This window comes from Brevundimonas sp. NIBR11, assembly GCF_027912535.1.
Lineage (GTDB): Bacteria > Pseudomonadota > Alphaproteobacteria > Caulobacterales > Caulobacteraceae > Brevundimonas.
This window is the reverse complement of the sequence record NZ_CP115465.1, coordinates 2,241,544-2,266,144: the sequence shown is the minus strand read 5'-3', so window position 1 is coordinate 2,266,144 and position 24,601 is coordinate 2,241,544. Positions and strand designations below refer to the sequence as shown.

Annotated in this window: 13 protein-coding genes; 5 read left to right on the top strand and 8 right to left on the bottom strand. The window is 67.9% G+C overall.

Annotated elements, in window-relative coordinates; genetic code table 11:
• Positions 1–70: 70 nt before the first annotated feature.
• The 3 genes from O5O43_RS11365 to O5O43_RS11355 form a co-directional block, all read right to left on the bottom strand.
• The gene (locus O5O43_RS11365) at positions 71–1,609 is read right to left on the bottom strand and encodes a DEAD/DEAH box helicase (protein ID WP_271083998.1); all 1,539 of its coding nucleotides are present in this window, start codon (positions 1,607–1,609) and stop codon (positions 71–73) included.
• Positions 1,610–1,893: 284 nt separating this feature from the next.
• Positions 1,894–2,571 (bottom strand): DUF1345 domain-containing protein, encoded by a 678-nt coding sequence (locus O5O43_RS11360; protein WP_271083997.1) that lies wholly within the window; start codon positions 2,569–2,571, stop codon positions 1,894–1,896.
• Positions 2,571–4,142 (bottom strand): carboxylesterase/lipase family protein, encoded by a 1,572-nt coding sequence (locus O5O43_RS11355; protein WP_271083996.1) that lies wholly within the window; start codon positions 4,140–4,142, stop codon positions 2,571–2,573. The genes O5O43_RS11360 and O5O43_RS11355 overlap by 1 nt, the downstream gene beginning before the upstream one ends.
• A 158-nt stretch (positions 4,143–4,300) precedes the next feature.
• On the opposite strand from O5O43_RS11355, the gene O5O43_RS11350 reads away from it, so the two are divergent.
• From O5O43_RS11350 to O5O43_RS11335, 4 genes are all read left to right on the top strand, one after another.
• Entirely contained in the window at positions 4,301–6,433 is a 2,133-nt protein-coding gene (locus tag O5O43_RS11350; protein WP_271083995.1) for a malate synthase G, read from the top strand.
• Positions 6,434–6,537: 104 nt separating this feature from the next.
• The gene (locus O5O43_RS11345; protein WP_271083994.1) at positions 6,538–6,933 is read left to right on the top strand and encodes an AprI/Inh family metalloprotease inhibitor; all 396 of its coding nucleotides are present in this window, start codon (positions 6,538–6,540) and stop codon (positions 6,931–6,933) included.
• 211 nt (positions 6,934–7,144) lie between these two features.
• A complete protein-coding gene (locus O5O43_RS11340; protein ID WP_271083993.1) occupies positions 7,145–8,026 on the top strand; it encodes an ABC transporter ATP-binding protein in 882 nt (293 codons plus the stop codon).
• A 4-nt stretch (positions 8,027–8,030) separates the two neighbouring features.
• Positions 8,031–11,603, top strand: coding sequence for a M1 family aminopeptidase (locus O5O43_RS11335; protein ID WP_271083992.1), 3,573 nt, complete (start codon positions 8,031–8,033; stop codon positions 11,601–11,603).
• Positions 11,604–11,798: 195 nt separating this feature from the next.
• Here O5O43_RS11335 and gltB read toward each other — a convergent pair whose 3' ends face one another.
• The 5 genes from gltB to O5O43_RS11310 form a co-directional block, all read right to left on the bottom strand.
• Entirely contained in the window at positions 11,799–16,310 is a 4,512-nt protein-coding gene (gltB, locus tag O5O43_RS11330) for a glutamate synthase large subunit (RefSeq protein ID WP_271083991.1), read from the bottom strand.
• Positions 16,307–17,737, bottom strand: coding sequence for an NAD(P)-dependent oxidoreductase (locus O5O43_RS11325; RefSeq protein ID WP_271083990.1), 1,431 nt, complete (start codon positions 17,735–17,737; stop codon positions 16,307–16,309). Before O5O43_RS11325 ends, gltB begins: the two co-directional genes overlap by 4 nt.
• 123 nt (positions 17,738–17,860) lie before the next feature.
• Complete coding sequence (locus O5O43_RS11320; protein ID WP_271083989.1) at positions 17,861–19,330, bottom strand: TolC family protein; 1,470 nt, start codon at positions 19,328–19,330, stop codon at positions 17,861–17,863.
• Positions 19,327–22,599 carry a multidrug efflux RND transporter permease subunit gene (locus O5O43_RS11315; protein WP_271083988.1) on the bottom strand — a complete coding sequence of 1,091 codons (3,273 nt, stop codon included), beginning with the start codon at positions 22,597–22,599 and terminating at the stop codon, positions 19,327–19,329. Before O5O43_RS11315 ends, O5O43_RS11320 begins: the two co-directional genes overlap by 4 nt.
• 10 nt (positions 22,600–22,609) lie before the next feature.
• Positions 22,610–23,824, bottom strand: a complete 1,215-nt coding sequence (locus tag O5O43_RS11310) for an efflux RND transporter periplasmic adaptor subunit (protein ID WP_271083987.1) — start codon at positions 23,822–23,824, stop codon at positions 22,610–22,612.
• A gap of 164 nt (positions 23,825–23,988) precedes the next feature.
• Here O5O43_RS11310 and O5O43_RS11305 point away from each other — a divergent pair, with 164 nt between their 5' ends.
• A complete protein-coding gene (locus O5O43_RS11305; RefSeq protein WP_271083986.1) occupies positions 23,989–24,558 on the top strand; it encodes a TetR/AcrR family transcriptional regulator in 570 nt (189 codons plus the stop codon).
• Positions 24,559–24,601: the final 43 nt, after the last annotated feature.

Below are 24,601 nucleotides of genomic sequence, written 5' to 3'. Positions count from 1 at the left end.
GCGGATCGGCAAAGAAAAACGGCGGGTCCCTCGCGGGGCCCGCCGTTTTCATTTCAGTTTGCCGAAGGGCTCAGCCCTTGGCGCCGGCGTAGCCCTTGCCGCCGTTCGAGGGACGGCGGCCGCGCGGGCGACGGCGGATTTCACCGTCGGGCTTAGCCTCGCCACCTTGATGGCTCGACACCGGACGATTGGCTGCAGCTGCCGAACGGGCGCGATCGGCCGCCAACGGATCGAAGGGCTGGGTCGAGGCCAGCGGACGATCGCCACGGTCGGCGTGATGCGTACGGTCGCGCTGAGCGCCGGCGCCGCCCTTGCGGACGCGGTGCGGCTGGCCGCCGTGGTCCTTCTTGACCCCGTCCCGGTGCGGGTTGCGCGGGCCGCGCTTCTGCTGACGGTCCCCGCGGCCATCGTCGGGCATGGAGGCCTTCGACGCCACGCCCGAGGCCATGATCGACTGGTCGAGCAGGCCCAGCGACTTGTCGTTGCGGCGGTCGGAGGCCGGGATCTTCTGGCGCGTGACCTTCTCGATGTCGCGCAGCAGCTTCATCTCGTCGCCGGCCACGAACGACACGGCCGAGCCGTCCTTGCCTGCGCGGGCCGTACGGCCGATGCGGTGGACATAGGCTTCCGGCACGAAGGGCAGTTCGAAGTTCACGACGTGCGAGACGCCATCCACGTCGATGCCGCGCGCGGCGATGTCGGTGGCGACCAGGACGCGCAGCTTGCCGGCCTTGAAGGCGGCCAGGGTGCGCTCACGCTGGGGCTGGGACTTGTTGCCGTGGATCGCGCCGGCTTGGACGCCGCCAGCTTCCAGATAGGCCGCGACCTTGTCGGCGCCGTGCTTGGTCTTGGTGAAGACCAGGCAGCGCGTGTAGTTCGGATCGGCGAACATCTCGGTCAGCAGGGCGCGCTTGCGGCCCTGTTCGATGTGGATGACCGACTGGTTGATGCGCTCGACCGTGGTCGACTGCGGCGTGACCTGGACCTTGACGGGCTCCTTCAGAAGCTCGCCGGCCAGCTTGCCGATCTCCGACGGCATGGTGGCCGAGAAGAACAGGTTCTGGCGCTTGGCCGGGATCTTGGCGACGATCTGGCGGATCGGCTTGACGAAGCCGAGGTCCAGCATCTGGTCCGCCTCGTCCAGGACGAAGATCTCGGTCGACGACAGGTCCAGGGTCTTCTGCTGCATGTGGTCCAGCAGGCGGCCCGGCGTGGCGACCAGAACGTCGAGGCCGCCCTGCAGCGCGCGCTCCTGCGGGCCGTATTTCACGCCGCCGAAGACGACCGCGACCTTGAAGCCGAGATGACGGCCGTAGGCCTTGAAGCTGTCGGCGATCTGGGTGGCCAGTTCGCGGGTGGGCGACAGGACCAGGCAGCGCGTCGTGCGGGGCAGGGCGACGGTGCGGTTCTCGGCCAAGCGATGCAGGATCGGCAGGGCGAAGGCCGCGGTCTTGCCGGTGCCGGTCTGGGCGATGCCGAGAAGGTCCTTGCCGGACATGACCGAGGGAATTGCCTGGGTCTGGATCGGCGTCGGGGTGATGTAGCCCTCGGTCGTGAGGGCCTGCAGCAGGGCCTTGTTGAGGCCGAAGGATTCGAAGGTAGTGCTCATGGGAGCGGTGTTCTTTCGCGTATGCGGCGACGCGCATCAGCCCTGGCTCAACGCCTGTAAGGCCGCGCACCGCCAGTCCCGATGGGGCGCCTGGATGGAGCCTTCGGGGTGGATCGGGCGCCGCCCCGCGTGTCCGGGCAGCGAATGACTCTTGAGGGTCCGGCGACGGCTACCAGTCAGGTCTTCGGTAGAAAGTGAAGACCCACACGCGCTGGAGGCGCCGGAGGTCGCAGTTGTGCGACGCAGCGCAAATGGGCGCGGAGTACGGCGAAGTCAAGGCAGGCCTAGATCAGGCTCACCGCCAGATTGACCGCCAGCGCCACCAGCACCGTGTTGAATATGAACGCGGTCAGGCTGTGCACGCTCGCCAGCCTTCGCAGGCTCCGGTCCGCGATCTGCACATCGGCGGTCTGGGACGCCACGCCGATGATCAGGGAGAAGTGCAGAAAGTCCCAGTAGTCCGGCTCGCTTTCGCCGGGAAACAACAGCCCGCCGCGATCGCCCTTCGCGACCGGCGCATAGAAGCGATGGGCGTAGTGCAGGCCGAACAGCACATGCACGAACAGCCAGGACGCCGCGACCGTGCCCAGCGTCAGGGCGGCCTCGACGGCTCGGTTCGCGCCGGATGATCCCGCAGCGGCCTCGGAGATGACCACGACAACGCTGGCCGCCGCCGCGATCAAACTGAGCGGCAGAACCAGCGCCCCGCCCTCGTCCAGTTCGGCGGCGCGGGCGCGGATCGCGTCGAGGGATTGTGTGCGCGCCAGCTTGAGGAAGGTCAGGATCAGGAACAGGCCCACGCCCGCGTCCCATCCCGCCGCCAGCCGTACGGTCCAGCGCCACTCGTGCGGGGCGGCGAGGGCGATGACGGCCGCCAGACCCAGACTGACCAGAAGCGCGCCGTGCAGCCTCAGCACGCGGAACGGCGGGCGGGCTGGGGGCGGGGCGGGCGGCTGGGCCATCAGGTTCCGGGCTGGACGTAGGGGATGGCGGCGAACAGTCGGCGCTCCCCGCCGCGCGGATCGTCCTCCATCCGGGGCGGTTCGTCCATGATCATCGTCTGGCGGCGCGCCAGGTCATAGCGGTCCCAGGCCGGCAGACCGGTGTGGTTCGGGTTTCCGTCGCGGGCCATCGCCACGAATGCCTTCGACAGTCGATCCGCCATCGGCTGCGCCTCCGGCCCCTGGGCCCGACTGCCGGTCGCGGCGACATTATCCAGCGCCAGGGGAATGTCGTCGGTGTGCATCGCCCCGCGCCGCCCGCCGTTGATCGGCGAGCGCCAGTCCAGCTGGTAGACCCAGGCCGGAGACCCGGACGCCGCCCGCGCCTCCGCCTCGATCACGGCCCCACGCCAGCTCCGCGCCCCCGTCGTCGCGGCGAAGAACACGTCGGAGGGTGAGTAGTGCGGATACATCTGACGATAGGCGGCGATCACCGGCTCGGGCGCTACGTCGATGCGCATCTCCCGTCCCGTCATCTTGCCGGGCAGGTCCTCCCAGGTCAGCTCAAAGTTCGCCAGATCCCCGCCGAGGAAGGCGCGCGTTTCGTCATGGGTATTGCCGATGATCATGGGGATGTGGGCCGATTGCGAAGGCGCGTCGGGGTAAAAGGGATGCCGCCTCAGGGTCCGGTCATCCAGCACCGGCCCCCAATACAGGCCGCCGAAGCCCAGCACCGGATCAGTCGTTTCCGCCGCTTTCAGAAGGGTCTCCACCGGCATCGTCGCCGCCTCCGCCGCCCGGTCCTTGGGCAGGCTCAGCGCATCCAGCCAGGCCTCGGCGCGGCGCGTCGCATTCCAGGGACCGGACGCCGTCACCTGTTGCCCGCTCATGGTGGCGGCGCGGTGGAACAGACCGGCGGCCGCGGGTGTCGCCATCATGGTCGCGATCTTGGCCCCGCCTCCGGACTGGCCGAAGACCATGACGCGCCCCGGATCTCCGCCGAAGCCCGCGATATTGTCCCGCACCCATTCCAGCGCGAGGTGCAGGTCCAGCTGACCCGCATTGCCGCTGTCGCGGAAAGGATCGCCGGCGATCCGCTGCAGGAAGGCGTATCCGAACAGGTTCAGCCGGTGATTCACCGTCACCACCACCACGTCGTTCCGCCGCGCCAGCCGCGTCCCGTCGTACAGCGGACTGGATCCCGACCCGTTCGAATAGGCGCCGCCGTGGATATAGACCATCACCGGCCGCCGCTCCCGATCCAGCCCCGGCGACCAGACGTTCAGGAACAGACAGTCCTCCGACTGGTTCGTCTCCGCGCCGCCCTGCGGGCTCGCCGCGCCATAGGCGAAGGCGTCGGCGGGCGCCGTCCATGCGGTCGGTGGAACCGGCGGCTGGAACCGGCGCGGCCCGGTGTCGGCGCCGTAGCGCACGCCCTTGAACACGGCGACGCCCCCATCCGTCTGACCCCGCACCGGGCCGTTCGTCGTCGTGACGACGGGGTGCGCCTCTTGCCCGATTGCGGGCAGGGCGGCCAGGGACAGGCCAGCGATCAGCAGGCTCCGTTTGGAGATGAGAAGTCGGGAAGCCACGGCGAGTCCTCTGGTTTTTTGAAAGACTAGGCCGCGTCCCGCCTTCGTGTCACCGGTGTCAGCCCAAAGCCCCCTTGCGGCGCAGCAAAGCCTCGTATTCAGTGCGATCACGCATTGTTACAGGCCGCCTCCCCGACCGGTCTGCGCTGGAGAGCCGCATGCCCCATCACGACCGCGCCGGCCTGTCCGTGGCCGACGAGCTGGCAAGCTTCATCGAGGACGAAGTCCTGCCTGGGATCGGTCTTGGAGCGGACGGCTTCTGGACGGGCGTTGCGGACATCTTCGCCCGTTTAGCGCCCGAAAATCGCAAACTGCTCCAGCGCCGCGACGACCTTCAGGCGCGCATCGACGCCTGGTATCGCGACCGCAAGGGCCAGTCGCACGACCCGGCGGCGACCGAAGGCTTCCTTCGCGACATCGGCTATCTGGTCGACGAACCGGCGCCCTTCTCCGTAACGACAGAGAACGTCGACGACGAACTGGCCCGCCTCGCAGGTCCGCAGTTGGTCGTGCCGATTCTCAACGCCCGCTTTCTGTTGAACGCCGCCAACGCGCGGTGGGGCAGTCTCTACGACGCCTTCTACGGCACAGACGCGTTGGGCGACCTGCCGCCCGAGGGTCGCTACGACACGGCGCGCGGCGCCCGCGTGGTGTCGCGCGCCAAGGCGTTCCTCGACGAGGCGGCCCCGCTGGAGATCGGCTCCTATTCCCAGGTCACGGGCTGGTCGATCGAGGCCGGCAAGCTGAGGCCAGGCCTGAAGAACCCGGTCCAGTTCGTCGGATACCGCGGCGAGCCCTCGGCCCCGACGTCGATCCTTCTCGTCAACAACGGCCTGCACATCGAGCTGGTCATCGATCGCTCCAGCCCCATCGGCGCCAGCGACCCGGCGGGCCTCTCCGACGTCGTGCTGGAGAGCGCCCTGTCGACCATATGCGACCTGGAAGACTCCGTCGCCGCCGTGGATGCCGAGGACAAGGTCGCCGCCTACCGCAACTGGCTGGGCCTGATGAAGGGCGACCTCGCCGCCAGCTTCCAGAAGGGCGGCCAGACGTTGAACCGCACGCTCGAGGCCGACCGCACCTTCACCGCCCCGACCGGCGGCGCGGTGACGCTGAAAGGCCGCAGCCTGCTGTTCGTTCGCAACGTCGGCCACCTGATGACCAATCCGGCCATCCACCTGCCGGACGGATCGGAGGCGCCCGAGGGCATCCTCGACGCCATCGTGACGTCGCTGATCGCGATGTACGATCTGAAGGGGCTGGGCGACTTCACCAACTCCGGCGCCGGTTCCGTGTACATCGTCAAACCCAAGATGCACGGCCCCGACGAGGCGGCCTTCACCAACCGTCTGTTCGACGCGGTGGAGGACCTTCTGGGCCTCAAACGACACACCCTCAAGGTCGGGGTGATGGACGAGGAACGCCGCACCTCGGCCAACCTCGCCGCCTGCATCCATGCGGTGAAGGACCGGATCGTCTTCATCAATACGGGGTTCCTCGACCGCACCGGCGACGAGATCCACACAGCCATGCAGGCCGGCCCGGTGGTCCGCAAGGCCGAGATCAAGACCTCGAAATGGATCGCGGCCTATGAGGCGCGCAACGTCGCCATCGGCCTGTCGTGCGGCCTGTCGGGTCGCGCCCAGATCGGCAAGGGCATGTGGGCCGCGCCCGACCGCATGGCCGACATGCTCGAGCAGAAGATCGGCCACCCGAGGACCGGCGCCAACACCGCCTGGACTCCGTCGCCGACCGCCGCGACGCTTCACGCGCTGCACTATCACGCGGTCGATGTCTTCGCGGTCCAGAAGGACGTCGCGGCCCGCCCTACCCCCGGCCTCGCAGACTTGTTGACCCCGCCGCTCGCCCACGGCGCCAACTGGTCCGAGCAGGAGGTGAGGGACGAACTGGACAATAACGCCCAGGGCATCCTCGGCTATGTCGTCCGCTGGATCGACCAGGGCGTCGGCTGTTCCAAGGTGCCCGACATTCACGACGTCGGCCTGATGGAGGATCGGGCGACCCTGCGGATTTCGTCCCAGCACATCGCCAACTGGCTCCTGCACGGGGTCTGTACGCCGGAGCAGGTCGACGCCGCCTTCCTCCGCATGGCCGCCAAGGTCGACGGCCAGAACGCGGGCGATCCTCTCTACCGACCGATGGCGTCCGACCCGGAAGGGTCGCTGGCCTATGAGGCGGCGCGGGCGCTGGTGTTCGAGGGGGTGGAGCAGCCCAACGGCTACACCGAGCCGCTGCTGCACGCGTTCCGGCTGAGGGTGAAGGCGGGTTGACACCCACCTCTTCGTCGTCCCCCGGTCGCTTCGCGCCGAAGGATGACGAAAGAAGAGGGTGAGGCGGCCTTGCCTCCGCCCCGATCACGGCGGAAGCTCTCCTCATGAGGAGCCTGACCCGTGACCGATCAACCCTGCTCGCCGCCGCCGCTGGAGCGATCCTGATGAGCGGCTGCGCGCCGTCGCCTGCCTCGTCCGAACCCCAGGGTCCCACCCTCGCCATCGATCAGGTCGCCGGCTTCTGGGCCCTGCGCGGTCCTGACGGAGCCCGGTGCGAGGTCTCCCTCGCCAACCTTCTGATCGACGGGGTCCGGCCGGTGCTGGTCGAGAACTGCGCCATTCCGGCGGCCACGCGGGGCAAGAGCTGGCGCGCCACGGCCAACGGGTTCGAGATTCTGGGCGCCGACGGGACGGTGGTGCTGACGTTCCGCCGCAGCGGGAACGATACGTTTGAGGCCACGTCGGGCGGTTTCACCCTGGCGCGGGCGCCGGTAGCCTGACCCGACTGCGGTCTTTGCCGCAACCTGCAGGAATCGCCCTAGCCATCCTCGTCGAAATCATCGGCGGACGGCGGTGTTTGCGTAGCCGAAATCACCACCGACTATCCGGCGCACGGCAGTTCCTGCATTTCCCGCCTTTCGTGACGCAATCGTAACTTGCCGAGCCCCCGTCCCGCGTGACAAGTTCCCTTGACTGTCAGAGGGGCCGCTCATGCTTACGATCAAGAATCTCGTCCACGTCTACAGCAACGGGACGCGGGCGCTGGATGATGTCTCGCTGACCGTGCCGAACGGCATGTTCGGCCTTCTGGGCCCCAACGGCGCGGGCAAGTCGACGCTGATGCGCTCGATCGCGACGCTGCAGACCCCGACCTCGGGCTCCATCGACTTCGACGGCATCGACGTCATCAAGGACCCGGAAAAGCTGCGTCGGACGCTCGGCTATCTGCCCCAGGATTTCGGCGTCTATCCGCGCGTTTCGGCCTACGACATGCTGGATCACATGGCGGTGCTGAAAGGCATTGCCTCGGGCAAGGACCGCAAGGAGACGGTCCAGACCCTGCTGCAGCAGACCAATCTCTGGAGCGTCCGCAACAAGGCCATCGCCGGCTTCTCGGGCGGCATGCGCCAGCGCTTCGGCATCGCCCAGGCCCTGATCGGCAATCCGAAGCTGATCATCGTCGATGAGCCCACCGCCGGCCTCGACCCCGAGGAGCGCAACCGCTTCCTGAACCTGCTTGCGGAGATTGCGGACAACGTCGTCATCATCCTGTCGACCCACATCGTCGAGGACGTGGCCGACCTCTGCCCCCGCATGGCCGTGCTGGCGGGCGGCAAGATTCAGCTGGAAGGCGCGCCCGCCGAGCTGATGGATCGCCTCAACGGCCGCGTCTGGAAGAAGACCATCGACAAGGAGGCGCTGGACGACCATCGCGCCAAATACGAGGTCATCTCCACCCGCCTGTTCGCCGGTCGCACCGTCATCCACGTTCTCGCGGACCGCCGTCCGGGCGAAGGCTTCGAACCCGTCCCTGGCGGTCTGGAAGACGTCTACTTCTCGACCCTGTCGGCCTCCCGCAAGGTCGCGGCGTAAGACGATGTTCGGGAAAATCGCCGCCTTCGAATTCCGCTACCAGCTGCGCCAGCCGGCCTTCTGGGTCATCGCCATCGTCTTCGGTCTGCTCGCCTTCGGCTCGGTCGCGGCCTCTGACAACATCTCCATCGGCTCGGGCGGCAACGTCCACAAGAACGCGCCCTATGCCCTGGCCGCGATCAACTCGATCATGTCGATGTTCTTCATGCTGGCGACCACAGCGATCGTCGCCAACGTCGTCGTGCGCGACGTCCAGACGGGCTTCGGGCCGATGATCCAGGCCTCACGGATTACCAAGTTCGACTACCTTTACGGCCGGTTCGCCGGGGCCTTCCTGGCCACCGCCCTGTGCTTCCTGGTGATCTCTCTGGGTGTCATGGCGGGGACGCTGGCGCCCTGGATCGACAAGGAGACGGTCGGGGCGTTCCGGCCCTGGGACTACATCTACAACTACCTCGTGCTGGGCCTGCCGGGGGTGCTTCTGACCTCGGCCCTGTTCTTCGCCCTGGCGACCGTGACCCGATCGATGATGGCGACCTATGTCGGCGTGGTGGCGGTCTTCATCCTTTATCTCGCCGCGTCCGGCGTGTTGGGGAACAAGCCCGAGCTCGAGACGGCCATGGCCTGGGGCGAGCCCTTCGGCGCCGCCGCATTCGGCCTTGTCACCAAATATTGGACGGCCTTCGAGAAGAACAGTCAGAACGTGCCGTTGGAAGGCGTCTTCCTGTGGAACCGACTGCTGTGGCTGGGCATCAGCGTCGCCATCCTCGGCGCGGCCTATGCGCTCTATCGCCCCTCCATTCGCGGCGCCAAGGCCGGCAAGACCGACAAGCTAAGGAAGCTCGCGGAAGCCGCCCCGGCCGTCGCCCCGACCAACCGGACGTTGCCATCCCCGACCGAAGGATTCGCCGCCGGCTGGACCCGGTTGGCCTCGCGCACGGCCTTCGAGACCAGCCTGGTCTTCAAGAGCCCGGCCTATGTCGTCCTGATCCTGCTGGGCTTCGCCTTCGCGGTCACCACCCTTCTGGTCATCGGCGAGATCTATGGCGCGCCGGTTCTGCTGGTCACCCGCGTGGTCATCGACTCCCTGCCATTCGGCCTGATCGCGATGATCGTGGCGATCTATTACTCGGGCGAGCTGGTCTGGCGTGATCGCGAGCGCAAGGTGCACGAGATCATCGACGCCTCGTCGACGCCCGACTGGACCTTCCTGATTCCCAAGACCTTCGCCCTGATCCTGGTGCTGGCGTCGATCTCGATCGCCGGCGTCGTGGCCGGCGTCGCGGTCCAGACCTTCAAGGGCTATACGAACTTCGAGTTCGATAAATACCTGTTCTGGTACGTCATTCCGCAGACGATCAACTTCGCGATCCTGGCGGTGCTGGCCATCTTCGTGCAGTCGCTGGCGCCCAACAAGTTCGTCGGCTGGGCGATCATGGTGGTCTATATGATCTCCACGATCGTGGCCCGGAACATGGGCTTCGACCATGTGCTGTATCGCTACGGCGGCGGCATCAGCGGTCCCTTGTCGGACATCAACGGGCGGGGTGATTTCGCCGGTTTCGCGGCCTGGACCGACGGCTACTGGGCTGCGGGCGCCGTCATCCTGCTGGTCCTTGGCTACGCCCTGTGGCGGCGCGGGACCGAGACCCGTCTAATGCCGCGCCTCAAGCGTCTGCCGCATCGGTTGATCGGACCGGCGGGAGTCGTCGGCGGGCTTGCCCTGGTCGCCTTCATCGGCCTGGGCGCCTTTATCTACACCAACACCAACGTCTGGAACGAGTACCGCAGCCAGGGCGACCAAGAGAAGCTGCAGGCCGAATATGAGAAGACCCTGCTGCGCTTCGAGACCACGCCACAGCCGACCTTGGTCGATGTGAAGCTGAACCTCGACCTGCACCCGCATGCGCCGCGCCTGGAGACGACCGGGACCTATGTAGTCGAGAACCGCACCGGCGCGCCGCTGTCGGAAATGCACCTGCGCTGGAACGACGAGCTGAAGATGAAGGCCCTGGCCGTCCAGGGCGCGCGGATGGTGCGCGAGTGGCCTGAGTTCGACTACCGCATCTATCGCTTCGACACGCCGATGGCGCCGGGCGAGCGGCGCACCGTCAGCTTTGACACCGTGCTGGAACAGCGCGGTTTCAAGAACAGCGGCAACACCACCCGGCTGGTCGACAACGGCACCTTCGTGAATAACATGGAGTTCGCGCCGCTGATCGGAATGGATCGCTCCAACGGCCTGCTCCAGGACCGGTCCAAGCGTCGCAAGCACGGCCTGCCGGCCGAACTGCGTCCCGCCAAGCTGGAGGACATGACCGCGACGGGCCGCAACTACATCGGCGCCGACTGGGTCACCGCCGACGTCACCGTCACCACCGACGCCGACCAGACGCCGCTGGCGCCGGGTCAGGTCCGCAGCGACACGACGGCCAATGGTCGCCGGACCGTCCGGTTCGTGACCGAGAGCCCGGTGCTCTATTTCCTCTCGGTTCAGTCCATGCGCTACGAGATCGCGCGCCAGATGCACAACGGCGTGGAGATGGTGGTCTTCTACGACGAGCAGCACGGCCGCAACGTCCCGCGCATGATGACGGCGCTGGAGAATTCGCTCGACTACTTCCAGGCGAACTTCTCGCCCTACCAGTTCCGTCAGGCCCGGATCAGCGAGTTCCCCTACGGTTCCTTCGCCCAGTCGATGCCGAACACCTTCGCCTGGTCCGAGAACCTCGGCTTTATCGCCGACCTGCGAGACGAGACCAAGATCGACTACGTCACCTACATCGGGGCGCACGAGTTCGCGCACCAATGGTGGGCGCACCAGGTCGTGGGGGCGAACATGCAGGGCGCGACCCTTATGTCCGAGACGCTCGCCCAGTACTCGGCCCTGATGGTGATGAGGGAGATGTACGGACCCGACAAGATCCGGCGCTTCCTGAAGTTCGAGCTGGACCGGTATCTGCGCTCGCGCGGGACGGAGCTGATCGAAGAACTGCCGCTGAACCGGATGGAGAACCAGCAGTACATCCACTATCGCAAGGGCGCGGTGGTCATGTACCTGCTGGCCGACCAGATCGGTGAGGCGAACGTGAACCGGGCCCTGTCCCAGTTCCTGGCCGCCCATGCTTTCAAGTCTGCGCCTTATCCGCGCTCGACGGATCTGATCGCTCTGTTCCGGGCCAATGCGCCCGCCGACAAACAGGCCCTGATCACCGACCTGTTCGAGAAGATCACCCTGTATGACGTCAAGACGACCGAGGCGACGGCGACCCGCCGCCGCGACGGCCGCTGGGACGTCATCGTCACGGTCGAGGCGCGCAAGCTCTATGCCGATGGCAAGGGAGAAGAGACCGAGAGCCCGCTGAACGAGACCTTCGACATCGGCCTGTTCTCGGCCGAGCCAGGCAAGGGCGCGTTCGACGCCTCGAACGTCCTGTTGTTCGAGCGCCGTCCCCTGCGGTCGGGAACGCAGACCTTCCGCTTCACCACGGCGGAGAAGCCCGCCTTCGCGGGGGCCGATCCGTACAACAAGTGGATCGACCGCAACTCCGACGACAACGTGCGGAAGGTGGATTGAGATTGCGCCCCTCTCCCCTTGCGGGAGAGAGAGCCCGCGCACGGATGCGCAAGCATCCGTTCTGGCGCGGTCGGGGGAAGGGTCACACCGGCTTGACGGGTGAGGGCAGCGAAACCCCGCACCCTTTCAACCAAGGCGGATCGCTGCGCTCTGCGGCCTCACCCTCTCCCGCAAGGGAAGAGGGACGCGATCCTCTTAGGCCGGCACCGCTTCTCCGGCGTCGACCTGACGCTCTGCCTCGGCGACCGGGGTCGGGACGATGCGCACGAACCGTTTGAGGCTGTCGCCCCATGATCCCAGCAGACGACGCGCGAGCGGCGATCCGGTCGCGGCCAGATGGGCCTCGATCAGAGCTTTCAGACGCTCGCCGGCCGCCGCCTTGATCGGGGCGAAGGAGGCCAGGTCGCCGTTCAGCGCCAGACCCGTGCGGCCTGCCTCGTCCAGCACGAATAGCTCGCCGCCCGACATGCCGGCGGCCAGGTTCCAGCCGACCGGACCCAGGATCGCGACGCGGCCGCCGGTCATGTATTCGCAGGCGTGGGCGCCGGCGCCCTCGACCACGGCCTGGGCGCCCGAGTTCCGCACCGCGAAGCGCTCGCCCGCCGAGCCGGCGACGAACAGTCGGCCGGAGGTGGCGCCGTAGAGCGTCGTGTTGCCGATGGCGGGCTGGTGCTCGCGCCACTCGATCGGCTTGACCACGATGTCGGCGCCGGACAGGCCCTTGCCGACATAGTCGTTGGCCTCTCCGGTCAGTTCGAGCTTCAGACCCTTGGCGCCGAAGGCGCCGAAGGACTGGCCCGCCGAGCCGTTCAGCTTCAGCGTCAGGACGCCGGTCGGACCGGTCGGGCCCCAGCGGCGCACGATGGCCGAGGAGATGCCGGCGCCGATGGTGCGCATGACGTTGGAGATCGGATAGGCCAGCTCCGAGGTCTGGCCGCGATCCAGGAAGGCCCAGGCGTCGTTCAGGACGCGGGTGTCCAGCGTCGGCGGCACCTCGGCGCGGCCCTTCTCGGCCCACAGCTTCTTCTCGGCCGCCTCGACGCGGACCAGCAGCGGGTTGAGGTCGAGGTCGTCCAGGTGCGAGCCGCCGCGACGGACCTGACGCAGCAGGTCGGTTCGGCCGACGATCTCGTCGATACTGCGGGCGCCCAGCATGGCCAGGTATTCGCGGACTTCCTCGGCGATGAAGCTGAACAGGTTCACGACCTTGTCGGCCGTGCCGGTGAATTTCTCGCGCAGCCGTTCGTCCTGGGAGCAGACGCCGACCGGGCAGGTGTTGGAATGGCACTGGCGCACCATCAGACAGCCCATGGCGATCAGGCTGGCCGTGCCGATGTTGAACTCCTCGGCGCCCAGGATGGCGGCGATGACGATGTCGCGGCCCGTCCGCATGCCGCCGTCGGCGCGGACCACGACATGGCTGCGCAGATTGTTGAGGCTGAGCACCTGATGGGTCTCTGCCAGACCGATCTCCCACGGCAGGCCGGCGTGCTTGATCGACGACTGGGGCGAGGCGCCCGTGCCGCCGTTGTGACCCGCGATCAGGATGGCGTCGGCCTTCGCCTTGGCGACGCCCGAAGCGATGGCGCCGATGCCCGAGGCGGAGACCAGTTTCACGGTGACGCGGCAGTCGGGGTTGATCGACTTCAGGTCGTAGATGAGCTGGGCCAGGTCCTCGATCGAATAGATGTCGTGGTGCGGCGGGGGCGAGATCAGGGTCTGGCCGGGTGTCGAGTGACGCATCCTGGCGATGAACTCGGTGACCTTGAAGCCGGGCAGCTGGCCGCCCTCGCCGGGCTTGGCGCCCTGTGCGACCTTGATCTCGATCTCGCGGCACTGGTTCAGATATTCGGCGGTGACGCCGAAGCGGCCCGAGGCGATTTGCTTGACCGCCGAGTTCATGTTGTCGCCGTCCGGGCGGGTGGCGTAGCGCTCCGGATCCTCGCCGCCCTCGCCTGACACCGAGCGGGCGCCGATGCGGTTCATGGCGACGTTGAGGACCCCGTGCGCCTCGGGCGACAGGGCGCCCAGCGACATGCCCGGGGTCAGGAACCGCTTGCGGATATCCGAAACGGATTCGACCTCGGAGACCGGGACTGGCTTGAGGCCCTCGCGCCAGTCGAGCAGGTCGCGCGGGGCGTTGTCGGGCTGTTCGCGGACGGCCTCGGAGTACTGCTTGAAGCGCTTGTAGTCGCCGCGATTGCAGGCGTCCTGCAGCAGGTGGATCGTCTTGGCGTCGTGCGCGTGGGCCTCCTGTCCCGCGCGGATGCGGAAGAAGCCGCCGACGGCGGGGGAGGGCGTCGCCTCGGTCCAGGCCTGGGCGTGGCGCTGCAGGGCGGCCCGCTCCAGACCGGCCAAGCCGATGCCCGAGATGCGCGACGGGGCGCCCGGGAAGAACTCGGCCGTGACGGCGCGCGACAGGCCCAGGACCTCGAACTCGCAGCCGCCGCGATAGGCGGAGATGACGCTGATGCCCTTGCGGGCGAGCGTCTTCATCAGCCCGGCCTCGAGCGCGGCCTTGTAGTTCAGACAGGCGTCGCGCAGCGCCAGACCAGGATAGGCCCCGCGATCCAGACGCTCCTGGAACATCTCCTGCGCCAGCCACGGGTTGATGGCGGTGGCGCCGACGCCGACCAAGACGGCGAAGCCGTGCGGGTCCAGCACCTCCGACGAGCGGACGACGATGGAGACGAAGCTGCGGAGGCCTTTGTCGGTCAGGCGTCCGTTCGCCCCGGCTGTGGCCAGGATCATCGGGACGGCGAGACGCCCTTCTGAAGCGCGCTCGTCAGTCAGAACCACGAGACTTGAGCCGCCATGCACGGCGGCCTCGACCTCATCCTTGATCCGGTCCAGCGCGGCGCGCAGGCCGGCACCGGGACGGTCGCTCTCGGCGGGGAGAGGGTAGGAACAGTCGATCACGACGGTCGAGCCGGCGCCGACGACGTCGAGCATCCGCTCGTACATGCCGGTGGTCAGGACGGGGCTGTCGAGGACGAAGACGTTCGTCTGGGCCTCTTCCTCGGCGAGGATGTTGCCGAGGTTCTTGAATCGGGTCTTCAGGCTCATCGCGCCCGCTTCACGCAGGGGGTCGATGGGCGGGTTGGTGACCTGTGAGAAGTTCTGGCGGAAGTAGTGGGCCAGCGGTCGGGGCAGGTCCGAGAGCACGGCTGGCGGGGTGTCGTCGCCCATGGACCCGACCGCTTCCTTGCCGTCCTTGATCATCGGATCGAGCAGCAGGTCGAGGTCTTCGCGACTGAAGCCGGCGGCGATCTGGCGACGGGTCAGGGCCTCCCCGGTCGCGGCGCGCGGCTCCGGCCCGGGGCCGATGATCGGCTCCAGGTCGACCATGTTCTCCAGCCATTCCGTATACGGGTGGTCGGCGGCCAGGGCGTCGATCGCCTCGGCCTCGTCCAGCAGGACGCCGGTCTGTAGATCGGCGACGATCATGCGGCCGGGACCGATGGGCAGGCGGCGCTTGATGCGGCTTTCCGGCAGTCCGGCCAGACCGGCTTCCGAGCCGGCAAGCAGCAGGCCGTCGTGAGTCTCCATGGCGCGCAGGGGACGCAGGCCGTTGCGATCCTTGCCGCAGACGATCCAGCGGCCGTCGGTGGCGCAGATGGCGGCCGGACCGTCCCACGGCTCCATCACTGCGTTGCAGTAGGCGTAGAGCGCGCGGTGCTCGGCCTTCATCAAGCCTTCGTCGCGGGCCCAGGCCTCGGGGATCAGCAGGGCCTTGGCCATGGGGGCGGGGCGACCGGCGCGAACCAGGACCTCGAAGACGTTGTCGAGAGCGGCCGAGTCGGACCCCCCCGCCTGGACGACCGGCTTCACGGCCTCGTCGTGGTCGCCGAAGGCCTGGGCCGTCATGCGGATTTCGTGCGACCGCATCCAGTTCAGGTTGCCCTTCAGCGTGTTGATCTCGCCGTTGTGGGCCAGCATCCGGAACGGCTGGGCCAGCCGCCATTCGGGGAAGGTGTTGGTCGAATAGCGCTGGTGGAAGATGGCGTAGGCTGACTGGAAGGTCGGATCCAGAAGGTCGGGATAGAGCTGATCCAGCAGCTCGGCGCGGACCATGCCCTTGTAGATCAGCGACCGCGCGGACAGGGAGCAGATGTAGAAGCCGGGCACGGCTTCGGCCGCGACCGCGCTCTCGATGCGGCGGCGGATCAGGTAGAGTTCGCGCTCCAGCGTCTCGCCGTCATCGGCCAGGTCGGCGGGGACGGCCAGCATGATCTGTTCGATCTCGGGCCGGGTGGCGTCGGCTTTGGAGCCGACGACGGCGAGGTCGATCGGCGTCTGGCGCCAGCCGTAGATGGTGAACCCGGCGCGCAGGACTTCGGTCTCGACGATGGCGCGGGCGCGGTCCTGGGCGCCCAGGTCGGTGCGCGGCAGGAAGATCTGGCCGATGGCGATGGGGCCAGGACGCAGGGTCTGGCCGATCATCCGCACCTGTTCGGCGAAGAAGGCCTGGGGCGCCTCGACCATCAGGCCGGCGCCGTCGCCCGACAGGCCGTCGGGATCGACCGCGCCGCGGTGGGCGACGTTCTTCAGAGACTGGATGGCGTGGACCACCACCTCGCGGCGCGGCTTGCCGTCGATGGCGGCGACGAGGCCCACACCACAGGCGTCCTTCTCCGAGGAAGGCTCATAGGCGCCGGCGTCGATCAGGCGTTGGCGGTCGCGTTGATATTGGTCCAGCCAGGTCATGCGGCGGCTTCTTGGGTCTGGGTGCGCAGGTAGCGGTCGATCTCGGCGGCGGCGTCCTGACCATCGCGGACGGCCCAGACGACGAGGGAGGCGCCGCGGACGGCGTCGCCCGCCGCATAGACGCCGGGCAGGGAGGTGGCGAAGCCGCCGCGCGCGACGGCGACCGTGTCCCATTCGGTCACGGACAGATCATCATGATGGGCGGCGAATGCTTCGGGCAGGAAGCCGAGGGCCTCGATCACCATATCGGCGGGCAGGTCGAAGTCGCCGCCGGGCACGGCGACGATGTCGCGGCGCTTGCCGAACTCGGGCTCGGACAGGGTCATGCGGGCGGCGCGGACGGCCGAGGTCGAGCCATCGCGCGACATCAGGGCCTTGGGCGAGCCCAGCCATTCGAAGACGACGCCTTCCTCTTCCGCGTTGGCGACCTCGCGGGCCGAGCCCGGCATGTTCTCGCGGTCGCGGCGATAGAGGCAGGTGACCGAGGCGGCGCCCTGACGGATGGCGGTGCGGACGCAGTCCATGGCCGTGTCGCCGCCGCCGATGACGACGACGTTGCGGCCCTTGGCGTGGTGCCAGGTGTCGTTGTCCTGCTCGCCGAGGTCGCGGCGGTTCTGGTGGATCAGGAACTCCAGCGCCGGGATGGTCGAGCCGGGGCCGACGCCGGGCGCCTGGAGCGCGCGGGCCTGATAGACGCCCATCGCCAGGAGGACGGCGTCATGCTTCTCGCGCAGCTCGGCCAGGGTCACGTCCTTGCCCACGTCGCAGTGGGTGACGAACTGGACGCCGCCGTCGATCAGACGATCGACGCGGCGCTGGACGACGCGCTTCGCCAGCTTGAAGCCGGGGATGCCGTAGGTCAGCAGGCCGCCCGGCCGGTCATGGCGGTCGTAGACGGTGACCTGATAGCCCTGTTCGCGCAGGCGGTCGGCGGCGGCCATGCCGGCGGGACCCGCGCCGACGATGCCGACGGACTGGCCGCGCTCATGCAGCGGGCGGATCGGCTCGACCCAGCCGTTATCGAAGGCGGTGTCGCCGATAAAGGCTTCGACCGAGCCGATGGTCACGGCTTCCCAGCCGGACTGATTCAGGGTGCAGGAGCCTTCGCACAGACGATCCTGCGGACAGATGCGGCCGCAGATCTCTGGCATGGTCGAGGTGGCCGAGGCGATGCGCCAGGCCTCGCGCATCTCGTCCTCGGCGGAGAGACCCAGCCAGTCGGGTATGTTGTTCTGCAGCGGGCAGGCGTTCTGGCAGAAGGGCACGCCGCAGTCAGTACAGCGGCCGGCCTGGACCTCGACATTCTCCGTGGTCGGTTTGACGATGATCTCGCCGAAATCCTGCACGCGCACGGACGCTTCCGCCTTGGGCAGGCGGCGCGGTTGAACGACGAACCCTTGGGGTCCGGACGGGCTTTTCTGTTGCATGGCAACATATAAAGCCGTGACCGGGCGTCAGCGCAAATGATTTCCCCAAGATGAGGTCAGATCATGCATCAAGAGCATGATATGACCCAAATCGAGGGCAGATCGCCAATTATTATTGCGTCGTCAGCCTTGGTTCCAGCCGCCCGCCAGCGCCTTGAACAGGGCGATCTGGTAGGTGGTCACCAGAGCGTCCGACTGGGCCAGGGCGGCCTCGGCGGCGGCTTCCGTGCGCTGGGCGTCCAGGACAGTGAACAGGCTGTCGGCGCCGGCGTCGCGTCGCAGGCGGGCCAGACGGGCGGCGTCGGCCGCCTGATCCCGCGCCTCTGTGAGAGCCGTGCGACGGTCCAGTTCGTTGGCGTAGTTCGTCAGGGCCGTCTCGGTCTCCTGAAGAGCCAGCAGAACCGTCTGGTCGAAGGTCGCGAGCGCCGCGTCGGTGCGGGCGTCGGCGGCCTCGATCCGGGCACGGGTCGCCAGGATGTTGGGGAAGCTCCAGCTGATCAGCGGGCCGAACGAGAAGCGATAGGAGGTGTCGTCGCTGAGATCGCCGGCCTCCAGCGCCGTCGAACCGATCGATCCGCCCAGCGAGATGGTCGGGAAGAGCGAGGCGGTGGCGACGTTGACCCGGGCAGCGGCGCCGGCGAGGGCGCGCTCCGCCTGACGGATGTCGGGACGGCGGGCCAGCAGGGCCGCACCATCGCCGGTCGGGATCGGCTGCGACAGTTGGGGCGGACGCTGGCACGACCGGGCGGCTTGCGACGCCTCGGCCGGGGTGACGCCCGTCAGGGTGGCGAGACGGTAGAGAGCCCCGTCGCGTGCGGCGCGAAGGCTCGGCAGCTGGGCGCGGGTCGAGGCCAGGGCGGCCTGGGCGCGCGCGGTGTCCAGCCGTGTGCCGGCGCCGCCTTCCAGCAGACGCTGGGTCAGGTCGGCGGTCGACTGCTGCAGACCAAGGGTGCGTTCGGCGACCGCGATCTGGGCGTTGGCGGAACAGGCGTCAGCATACGCGCGGGCGGTTTCGGCGGCGACCGAGACGCGGATGACGTCCAGAGCGGCCGCCTGGGCGTCCGCATCGGCGTTGGCGGCGCGGATCGTCGAGGCGACCCGGCCGAACAGGTCGATCTCGTAGGAGGCCTGGAGCCCGACGTCGTAGGTGTCGATCTCGGGCGCGTTTTCACCGGCGGGAACGCCGGGGGTGACGGCGGCCGAAGCCCGGCTGCGGCTCGCGGCGGCCGACGTGGTCGTCGACGGCAACAGACCCGAGCGTGCTTCCGACAGGCTGGCCCGCACGGCGCGAAGATTGGCGACGGCGGCTTCCAGCTCGTTGTTCTGCGCGAAGGCCTGTTCGATGAGGCCGTCCAGCGTGGGATCGGCATAGAGCCGCCACCAGTCGCTGCGCGCCTCCGCCGTCGTGGTCGCGCCGTTGGCGCTGCCCAGAGGCGAACTTACGAAGGCGCCCGACGCCGAGGGGGGGAGAGGGGTGTCGGGCGCCCTCGGCCCGACCGCGCAGGCGGCCAGCAGGGCGGAGGCTGCGCACGCGGTCAGGAGGGGGGCAAGCCTAAGGGTCTTGAAAAGACCCGTCTTGGGAAGCGTGGTCATGTGGCGTCTCCCGAGCGCGGCGCTGCAAGCGCCGGCGTGGGCTGTGAGTGAATGGCCTCGTCCGAGGGCGCGCCGGTCGTCGGGGTGACGCTCGGAGCCGAGGGACGCTGCGGGATCTTCGAGGCCAGGCCCCGGCAGATAACGTAGAAGACCGGCGTGAACAGCAGGCCGAAGACGGTCACCCCGATCATGCCGAAGAACACCGCCGCCCCGAGGGAGCGACGCATCTCGGCGCCGGCGCCTTCCGACAACACCAGCGGCAGAACGCCCAGGATGAAGGCGAAGGACGTCATCAGGATCGGGCGAAGGCGCGTCCGGGCGGCCGCGACGGCGGCGTCCCAGCGGTCCAGGCCGTGCTCGTCCTCGTTCTGCTTGGCGAACTCCACGATCAGGATGGCGTTCTTGGCCGCGAGCGCGATCAGCACCACCAGTCCGACCTGGACCAGGATGTTGTTGTCGAGGCCGAGAGCGTTCACCCCCAGCATGGCCGCGAGCAGACACATCGGCACGATCAGGATGACGGCGAGCGGGAGCGTGAACGCCTCATACTGGGCGGCCAGCACCAGGAAGACCAGCAGCACCGCGACCACGAAGATGATCGTCGCGCCGCCCGAAGCCTGTTTCTCCTGGAAGGCCAGGCCGGTCCATTCGTAGGAGAAGCCCGGAGGCAGGGTGGACGCCGCCATGTCTTCCATGATGCCGATCGCCGTGCCGGACGAGACGCCCGGCGCGCCCTGACCCTGCAGTTCGGCCGCCGGGAACAGGTTGTAGCGTACGATCCGGGACGGACCTGAGCTCTCGCGGAAGGTGGCCACCGACCCCAGGGGCACCATGGCGCCCGAGGCCGAACGCACCTTGAGGTTGGCGATATCGGCCATGTCGTCGCGATAGGCCGGCTCCGCCTGCGCCGTCACCCGGAAAGTGCGACCCAACATATTGAAGTCGTTGACGTAGGACGAACCCAGATAGATCCCCATCGTCGAGAAGACGTCGGAAGGCTGGACGCCCATCATCAGGGCGCGATCACGGTCGACGTCGGCGTCCACGCGCGGCGAGGCGGTGTTGTAGGTCGAAAAGACCTGCGTCACCTCGGTCGGCTTCTGGGCCGCCGCCCCCATCATGGCGAAGGTGGCGCCCTCGAGCGCTCCGTAACCCGCTCCGGTCCGGTCCTGAATCATCATCGAGAAGCCGTTGCCGGTGCCGAGGCCCTGGATGGACGGCGGGGCGATGACGAAGATATTGGCGTTCTGGATGCCTTGTGCCGCGCCCGTGATGGCGCCGGCCAGGGCGGCCGCCGTCGTCTCGCGCGTGGTCCGGTCGTCGAAGGCGTTCAGGCGAACAAAGATGGTCGCCGCGTTCGAGCCGAACGAGAAGCTCGTCCCGTCCAGACCCGAGAACGCCACGGTGCCGTCGACGCCCTCGGTCTTCTCGATGATCTGACGCGCGTTGGTCATCACCGCATTGGTCCGCTCCAGCGAGGAGCCGGCCGGCAGCTGGATGACGCCGATCAGGAAGCCCTGATCCTGGTCCGGAATGAAGCCCGACGGCGTGTCGATCAGACGCCAGGCCGTGAGACCCAGCAGGCCGACGTAGACGATCAGCACCATCATCACCGTCCGCACCAGACGCGCGGTCAGGCGGCCGTAGTTGGACGACAGCCAGTCGAAGCCCTCGTTGAACTTCCGGCCCGCCCAGCCGCCGTAATATTTGGCGCGGCCCAACAGGGTGGTGGAACGTGCGGCCGTCTCGTCATGGTGCTCGTGCGGCCGCAGCAAGAGAGCGGCCATGGCCGGCGACAGGGTCAGAGAGACAAACAGAGAGGTCACCGAGGCCGCCGCGATGGTCACGGCGAACTGACGATAGAAGATGCCCGGAATACCGGGCACGAACATGGTCGGAATGAACACCGAGACCAGCACCAGACCGATGGCGATCAGGGCGCCCGACACTTCCTGCATGGACTTGTAGGCGGCGTCCTTGGGCGACAGGCCCTCGCGGATATAGCGCTCCACGTTCTCGACCACGACGATGGCGTCATCGACCACGATGCCGACAGCGAGCACCAGGGCCAGCAGGGACAGGGAGTTGATCGAATAGCCGAGCGCCAGCTGGACCGCGAAAGTGGCGACCAGGGCGATCGGGATGGCGACGATCGGAATGATCGCCGCACGCCACGACTGCAGGAAGATCAACACCACGAGCACAACCAGGATGATCGCCTCGATCAGGGTGTGCTGGACCGACTCGACCGAGGCGGCCACGAACTCCGTCGGGTTGTAGGGGATGCCGATTTCCAGACCCTGGGGCGCGTCGGCCTTGATGTTCTCGATCTCGGCGATGACCCGTTCGGCGGTGCCGAGCGCGTTGGCTCCGGGCTGCTGGACGATGGCGATGCCGACGCCGCGCTGGCCGTCGAAATAGCCCTGGATGCCGTAATCCTGGGCGCCCAGCTCGACCCGGGCGACGTCGCTGACGCGCGTGACCCGGCCCTCGGCGTCGGTCTTGATGACGATCTGGGCGAACTCGTCCGGGCTGGACAGACGGCCCTGGACCTGGATCGGCTGCTGGAAGGCGGAGGCGTTGGTGGCGAACGGAGGCTGGCCGATGGAACCCGCCGCGGCCTGGATGTTCTGGCCGCGCAGGGCCGTGATGATGTCCGAGGCGTTCAGACCGCGCGCCGCCGCCTTGGCCGGGTCGATCCAGACGCGCATCGAATAGTTGCCGCCACCGAAGACGGTGACGTTACCGACGCCCTCGATCCGCAGGAGACGATCTCGCAGCACCGAGTTGGCGTAGTTGCCGACGTAGTCGTTGTTCAGCACGCCGCCCGGAGACGTCAGGCCGAGGATCATCAGGAAGCCGGACTCCTGCTTGTTCACGATGACGCCGACCTGGCGGACCGCTTCGGGGAGGCGAGGCTCGGCCAGGGCCACTCGGTTCTGGACCAGCACCTGGGCGCTATCCAGATCGGTGCCAGGCTGGAAGGTCACGGTGATGGCCACCGCGCCGTCCGAGGTCGAGGACGAGGAGAGGTAGAGCATCCCCTCGACGCCGTTGACCTCCTGTTCGATCGGAGCGGCGACGGTCTCGGCGAGGGTCTCGGCCGAGGCGCCGGCGTAGGCGGTGTTGATGGTGATCGTGGGGGGCGCGATCTCCGGATACTGCGCGAGCGGCAGCAGCGGATAGGCGAAGATTCCCACGAGGGTGATGAACACCGACAGGACGGCCGCGAAGATCGGCCTGTCGATGAAGAAGCGAGAGATGTTCATGCGTCTGGCCTCAGTCGCCGACGGTGACGGATTGCGTCAGGGCGGCGGCCGAGGTTCCGGTCGCGGCGGGCGGCGCATAGGTGGTCGGGACGGATTCCTGGCGTGGAGCCCGGGTGATCCGGCCGTTCGTGGGGGCCACCTTCATGCCGGGCATGGCGCGTTGCAGACCGTCGATGATGATCCGGTCGGTCGGACGGATGCCCGAGCGTACCACGCGCAGACCATCGACGAGCGGCCCGAGCTGAACGGGGGTCGGGGTGACCGAACCGTCGGCGTTGACGACCGAGACGACGCGGCGGGCCTGGTCTGTGCCGATGGCCGAATCGGGCACCAGCAGGGCGTCGTAGGCGCCGGCGCCAGCGACGCGCGCCTGGGCGAACATGCCGGGCTTCAGGAAGCCGTCGCCGTTGGGGATCACAGCGCGCAGGCGGATTGTGCCCGACGAGGCGTCGACCGCGTTGTCGGTGAAATCGAGCGTGCCCGAACGCGTGAAGTCGCTCTCGTCCTGCAGGCGGATGCGGACCGGGGCCGAACGGCCGGCGCGGGCGTCGCGCTGGTACTTCAGCAGCAGGGCTTCGGAGCCTTCAAACACGAAGTAGATCGGCGAGGACGAGACGATGGTGGTCAGGACGTCGGCGGCCGACGATCCGCCGGCGACGACATTGCCCGGATCGACGCGACGGTCAGACACGCGGCCCGAGGCCGGGGCGGTGACGCGAGTGAACTCGAGATCCAGCTGGCGCGCGCGGACGGCGGCCTGGGCGGCGGCAACGGTCGCCGAGGCGGTTTCGACCGCTCCCTTGTTGGCGTCGACCTCAGCCTGGCTGACCGCTTGCGAGGCCAACAGGCCTTCGGAGCGGGTCAGGTTGGTGCGGGCCAGCGTCAGCTGCGCCTGGGCCTGGGTCAGCGCGGCACGGGCCGAGGCCAGCTGGGCTTGGGCCGGACGCGGGTCCAGGGTGAACAGCAGCTGGCCGCGACGGACGTAGTCGCCGTCGCGGAAGTGGACCGCCTGGATGAAGCCCCCGACCCGGGCCCGCACTTCCACCGAGGACGTGGCCTCGAATCGTCCAGTGAAGTCGTCCCAGTCGACGACGCGCTCGGCGAGCGGGACCGCCACGGTGACCGGCGCGGCGGGGGGCGGCCCCTGGGCTTCCGAACGTTGTGAACAGCCGTAAAGCGCGCCCGTTACAAGAACGGACACGGCGATGATCTTCAGCCTGCGCATGCGCGCAATCTCCCTTGTGGGGCAAATTCCCTGTCGGGCGGGACCAGTATCACGGGGGAGGAGGTCCCGGTCATCGCCTGATGACTTACTTGTGTCCGTCGGCGGCACTTGTCAACAGTCGATGACATAGCCATACCATTCCTAAGGTCATATTGGAGATCACGTTGAGTTTCGCCGTCTGCCAGCGCCCGAGGAACGCCGCCGCCACCCGCGGCGCCATTCTGGATGCTGCCAGCAAACGCTTTACCGGCGAGAGCTATGACCAGGTCGGAATGCGCGACATCGCCAAGGACGTCGGCGTCGATCCGGCCCTCATCTCCCGGTATTTCGGCTCAAAGGAAGACCTGTTCCGCGCCGTCATCGACGACTGCGGCAGCGGCACCAACATGATGGAAGGCGACCGCGCCACCTTCGGCGCGCGCATGGCCCAGGATCTGGTCTATGGCCCGCGCAAGGAAGGCAAGTGGGCGTGGCTCTTGATCATGCTGCGCTCGTCGTCGTCGCCGAAGGCGCTGGAAGTGATCCAGAAATCGGCGCGCGAAGGATTTTATCAGCCGTTCGTGGAGTGGGTCGGAGGCGAGGATGCCGCAGTGCGGGTGCGCCTGATGTCCGGATTCATGATGGGGTTGTCGGTCAGCCGCGATCTTGCGCACGGCCTCGAACTCACGCCGGAGCAGTGCGAAGTGCTGCGCGAACGCATCGCCGTGATCCTGCAGGGCCTGATCGACGGCTGACGCCAGAGGGGCGAAATTGCCCTCGGACGGCTATTTTGCGCCC

Coding starts and splice junctions, on each gene's coding strand:
- O5O43_RS11365 (WP_271083998.1), bottom strand. CDS start 1,609: ATGAGCACTACCTTCGAATCCTTCGGCCTCAACAAGGCCCTGCTGCAG.
- O5O43_RS11360 (WP_271083997.1), bottom strand. CDS start 2,571: ATGGCCCAGCCGCCCGCCCCGCCCCCAGCCCGCCCGCCGTTCCGCGTG.
- O5O43_RS11350 (WP_271083995.1), top strand. CDS start 4,301: ATGCCCCATCACGACCGCGCCGGCCTGTCCGTGGCCGACGAGCTGGCA.
- O5O43_RS11345 (WP_271083994.1), top strand. CDS start 6,538: ATGAGGAGCCTGACCCGTGACCGATCAACCCTGCTCGCCGCCGCCGCT.
- O5O43_RS11340 (WP_271083993.1), top strand. CDS start 7,145: ATGCTTACGATCAAGAATCTCGTCCACGTCTACAGCAACGGGACGCGG.
- O5O43_RS11335 (WP_271083992.1), top strand. CDS start 8,031: ATGTTCGGGAAAATCGCCGCCTTCGAATTCCGCTACCAGCTGCGCCAG.
- gltB (WP_271083991.1), bottom strand. CDS start 16,310: ATGACCTGGCTGGACCAATATCAACGCGACCGCCAACGCCTGATCGAC.
- O5O43_RS11325 (WP_271083990.1), bottom strand. CDS start 17,737: ATGCAACAGAAAAGCCCGTCCGGACCCCAAGGGTTCGTCGTTCAACCG.
- O5O43_RS11320 (WP_271083989.1), bottom strand. CDS start 19,330: ATGACCACGCTTCCCAAGACGGGTCTTTTCAAGACCCTTAGGCTTGCC.
- O5O43_RS11315 (WP_271083988.1), bottom strand. CDS start 22,599: ATGAACATCTCTCGCTTCTTCATCGACAGGCCGATCTTCGCGGCCGTC.
- O5O43_RS11310 (WP_271083987.1), bottom strand. CDS start 23,824: ATGCGCAGGCTGAAGATCATCGCCGTGTCCGTTCTTGTAACGGGCGCG.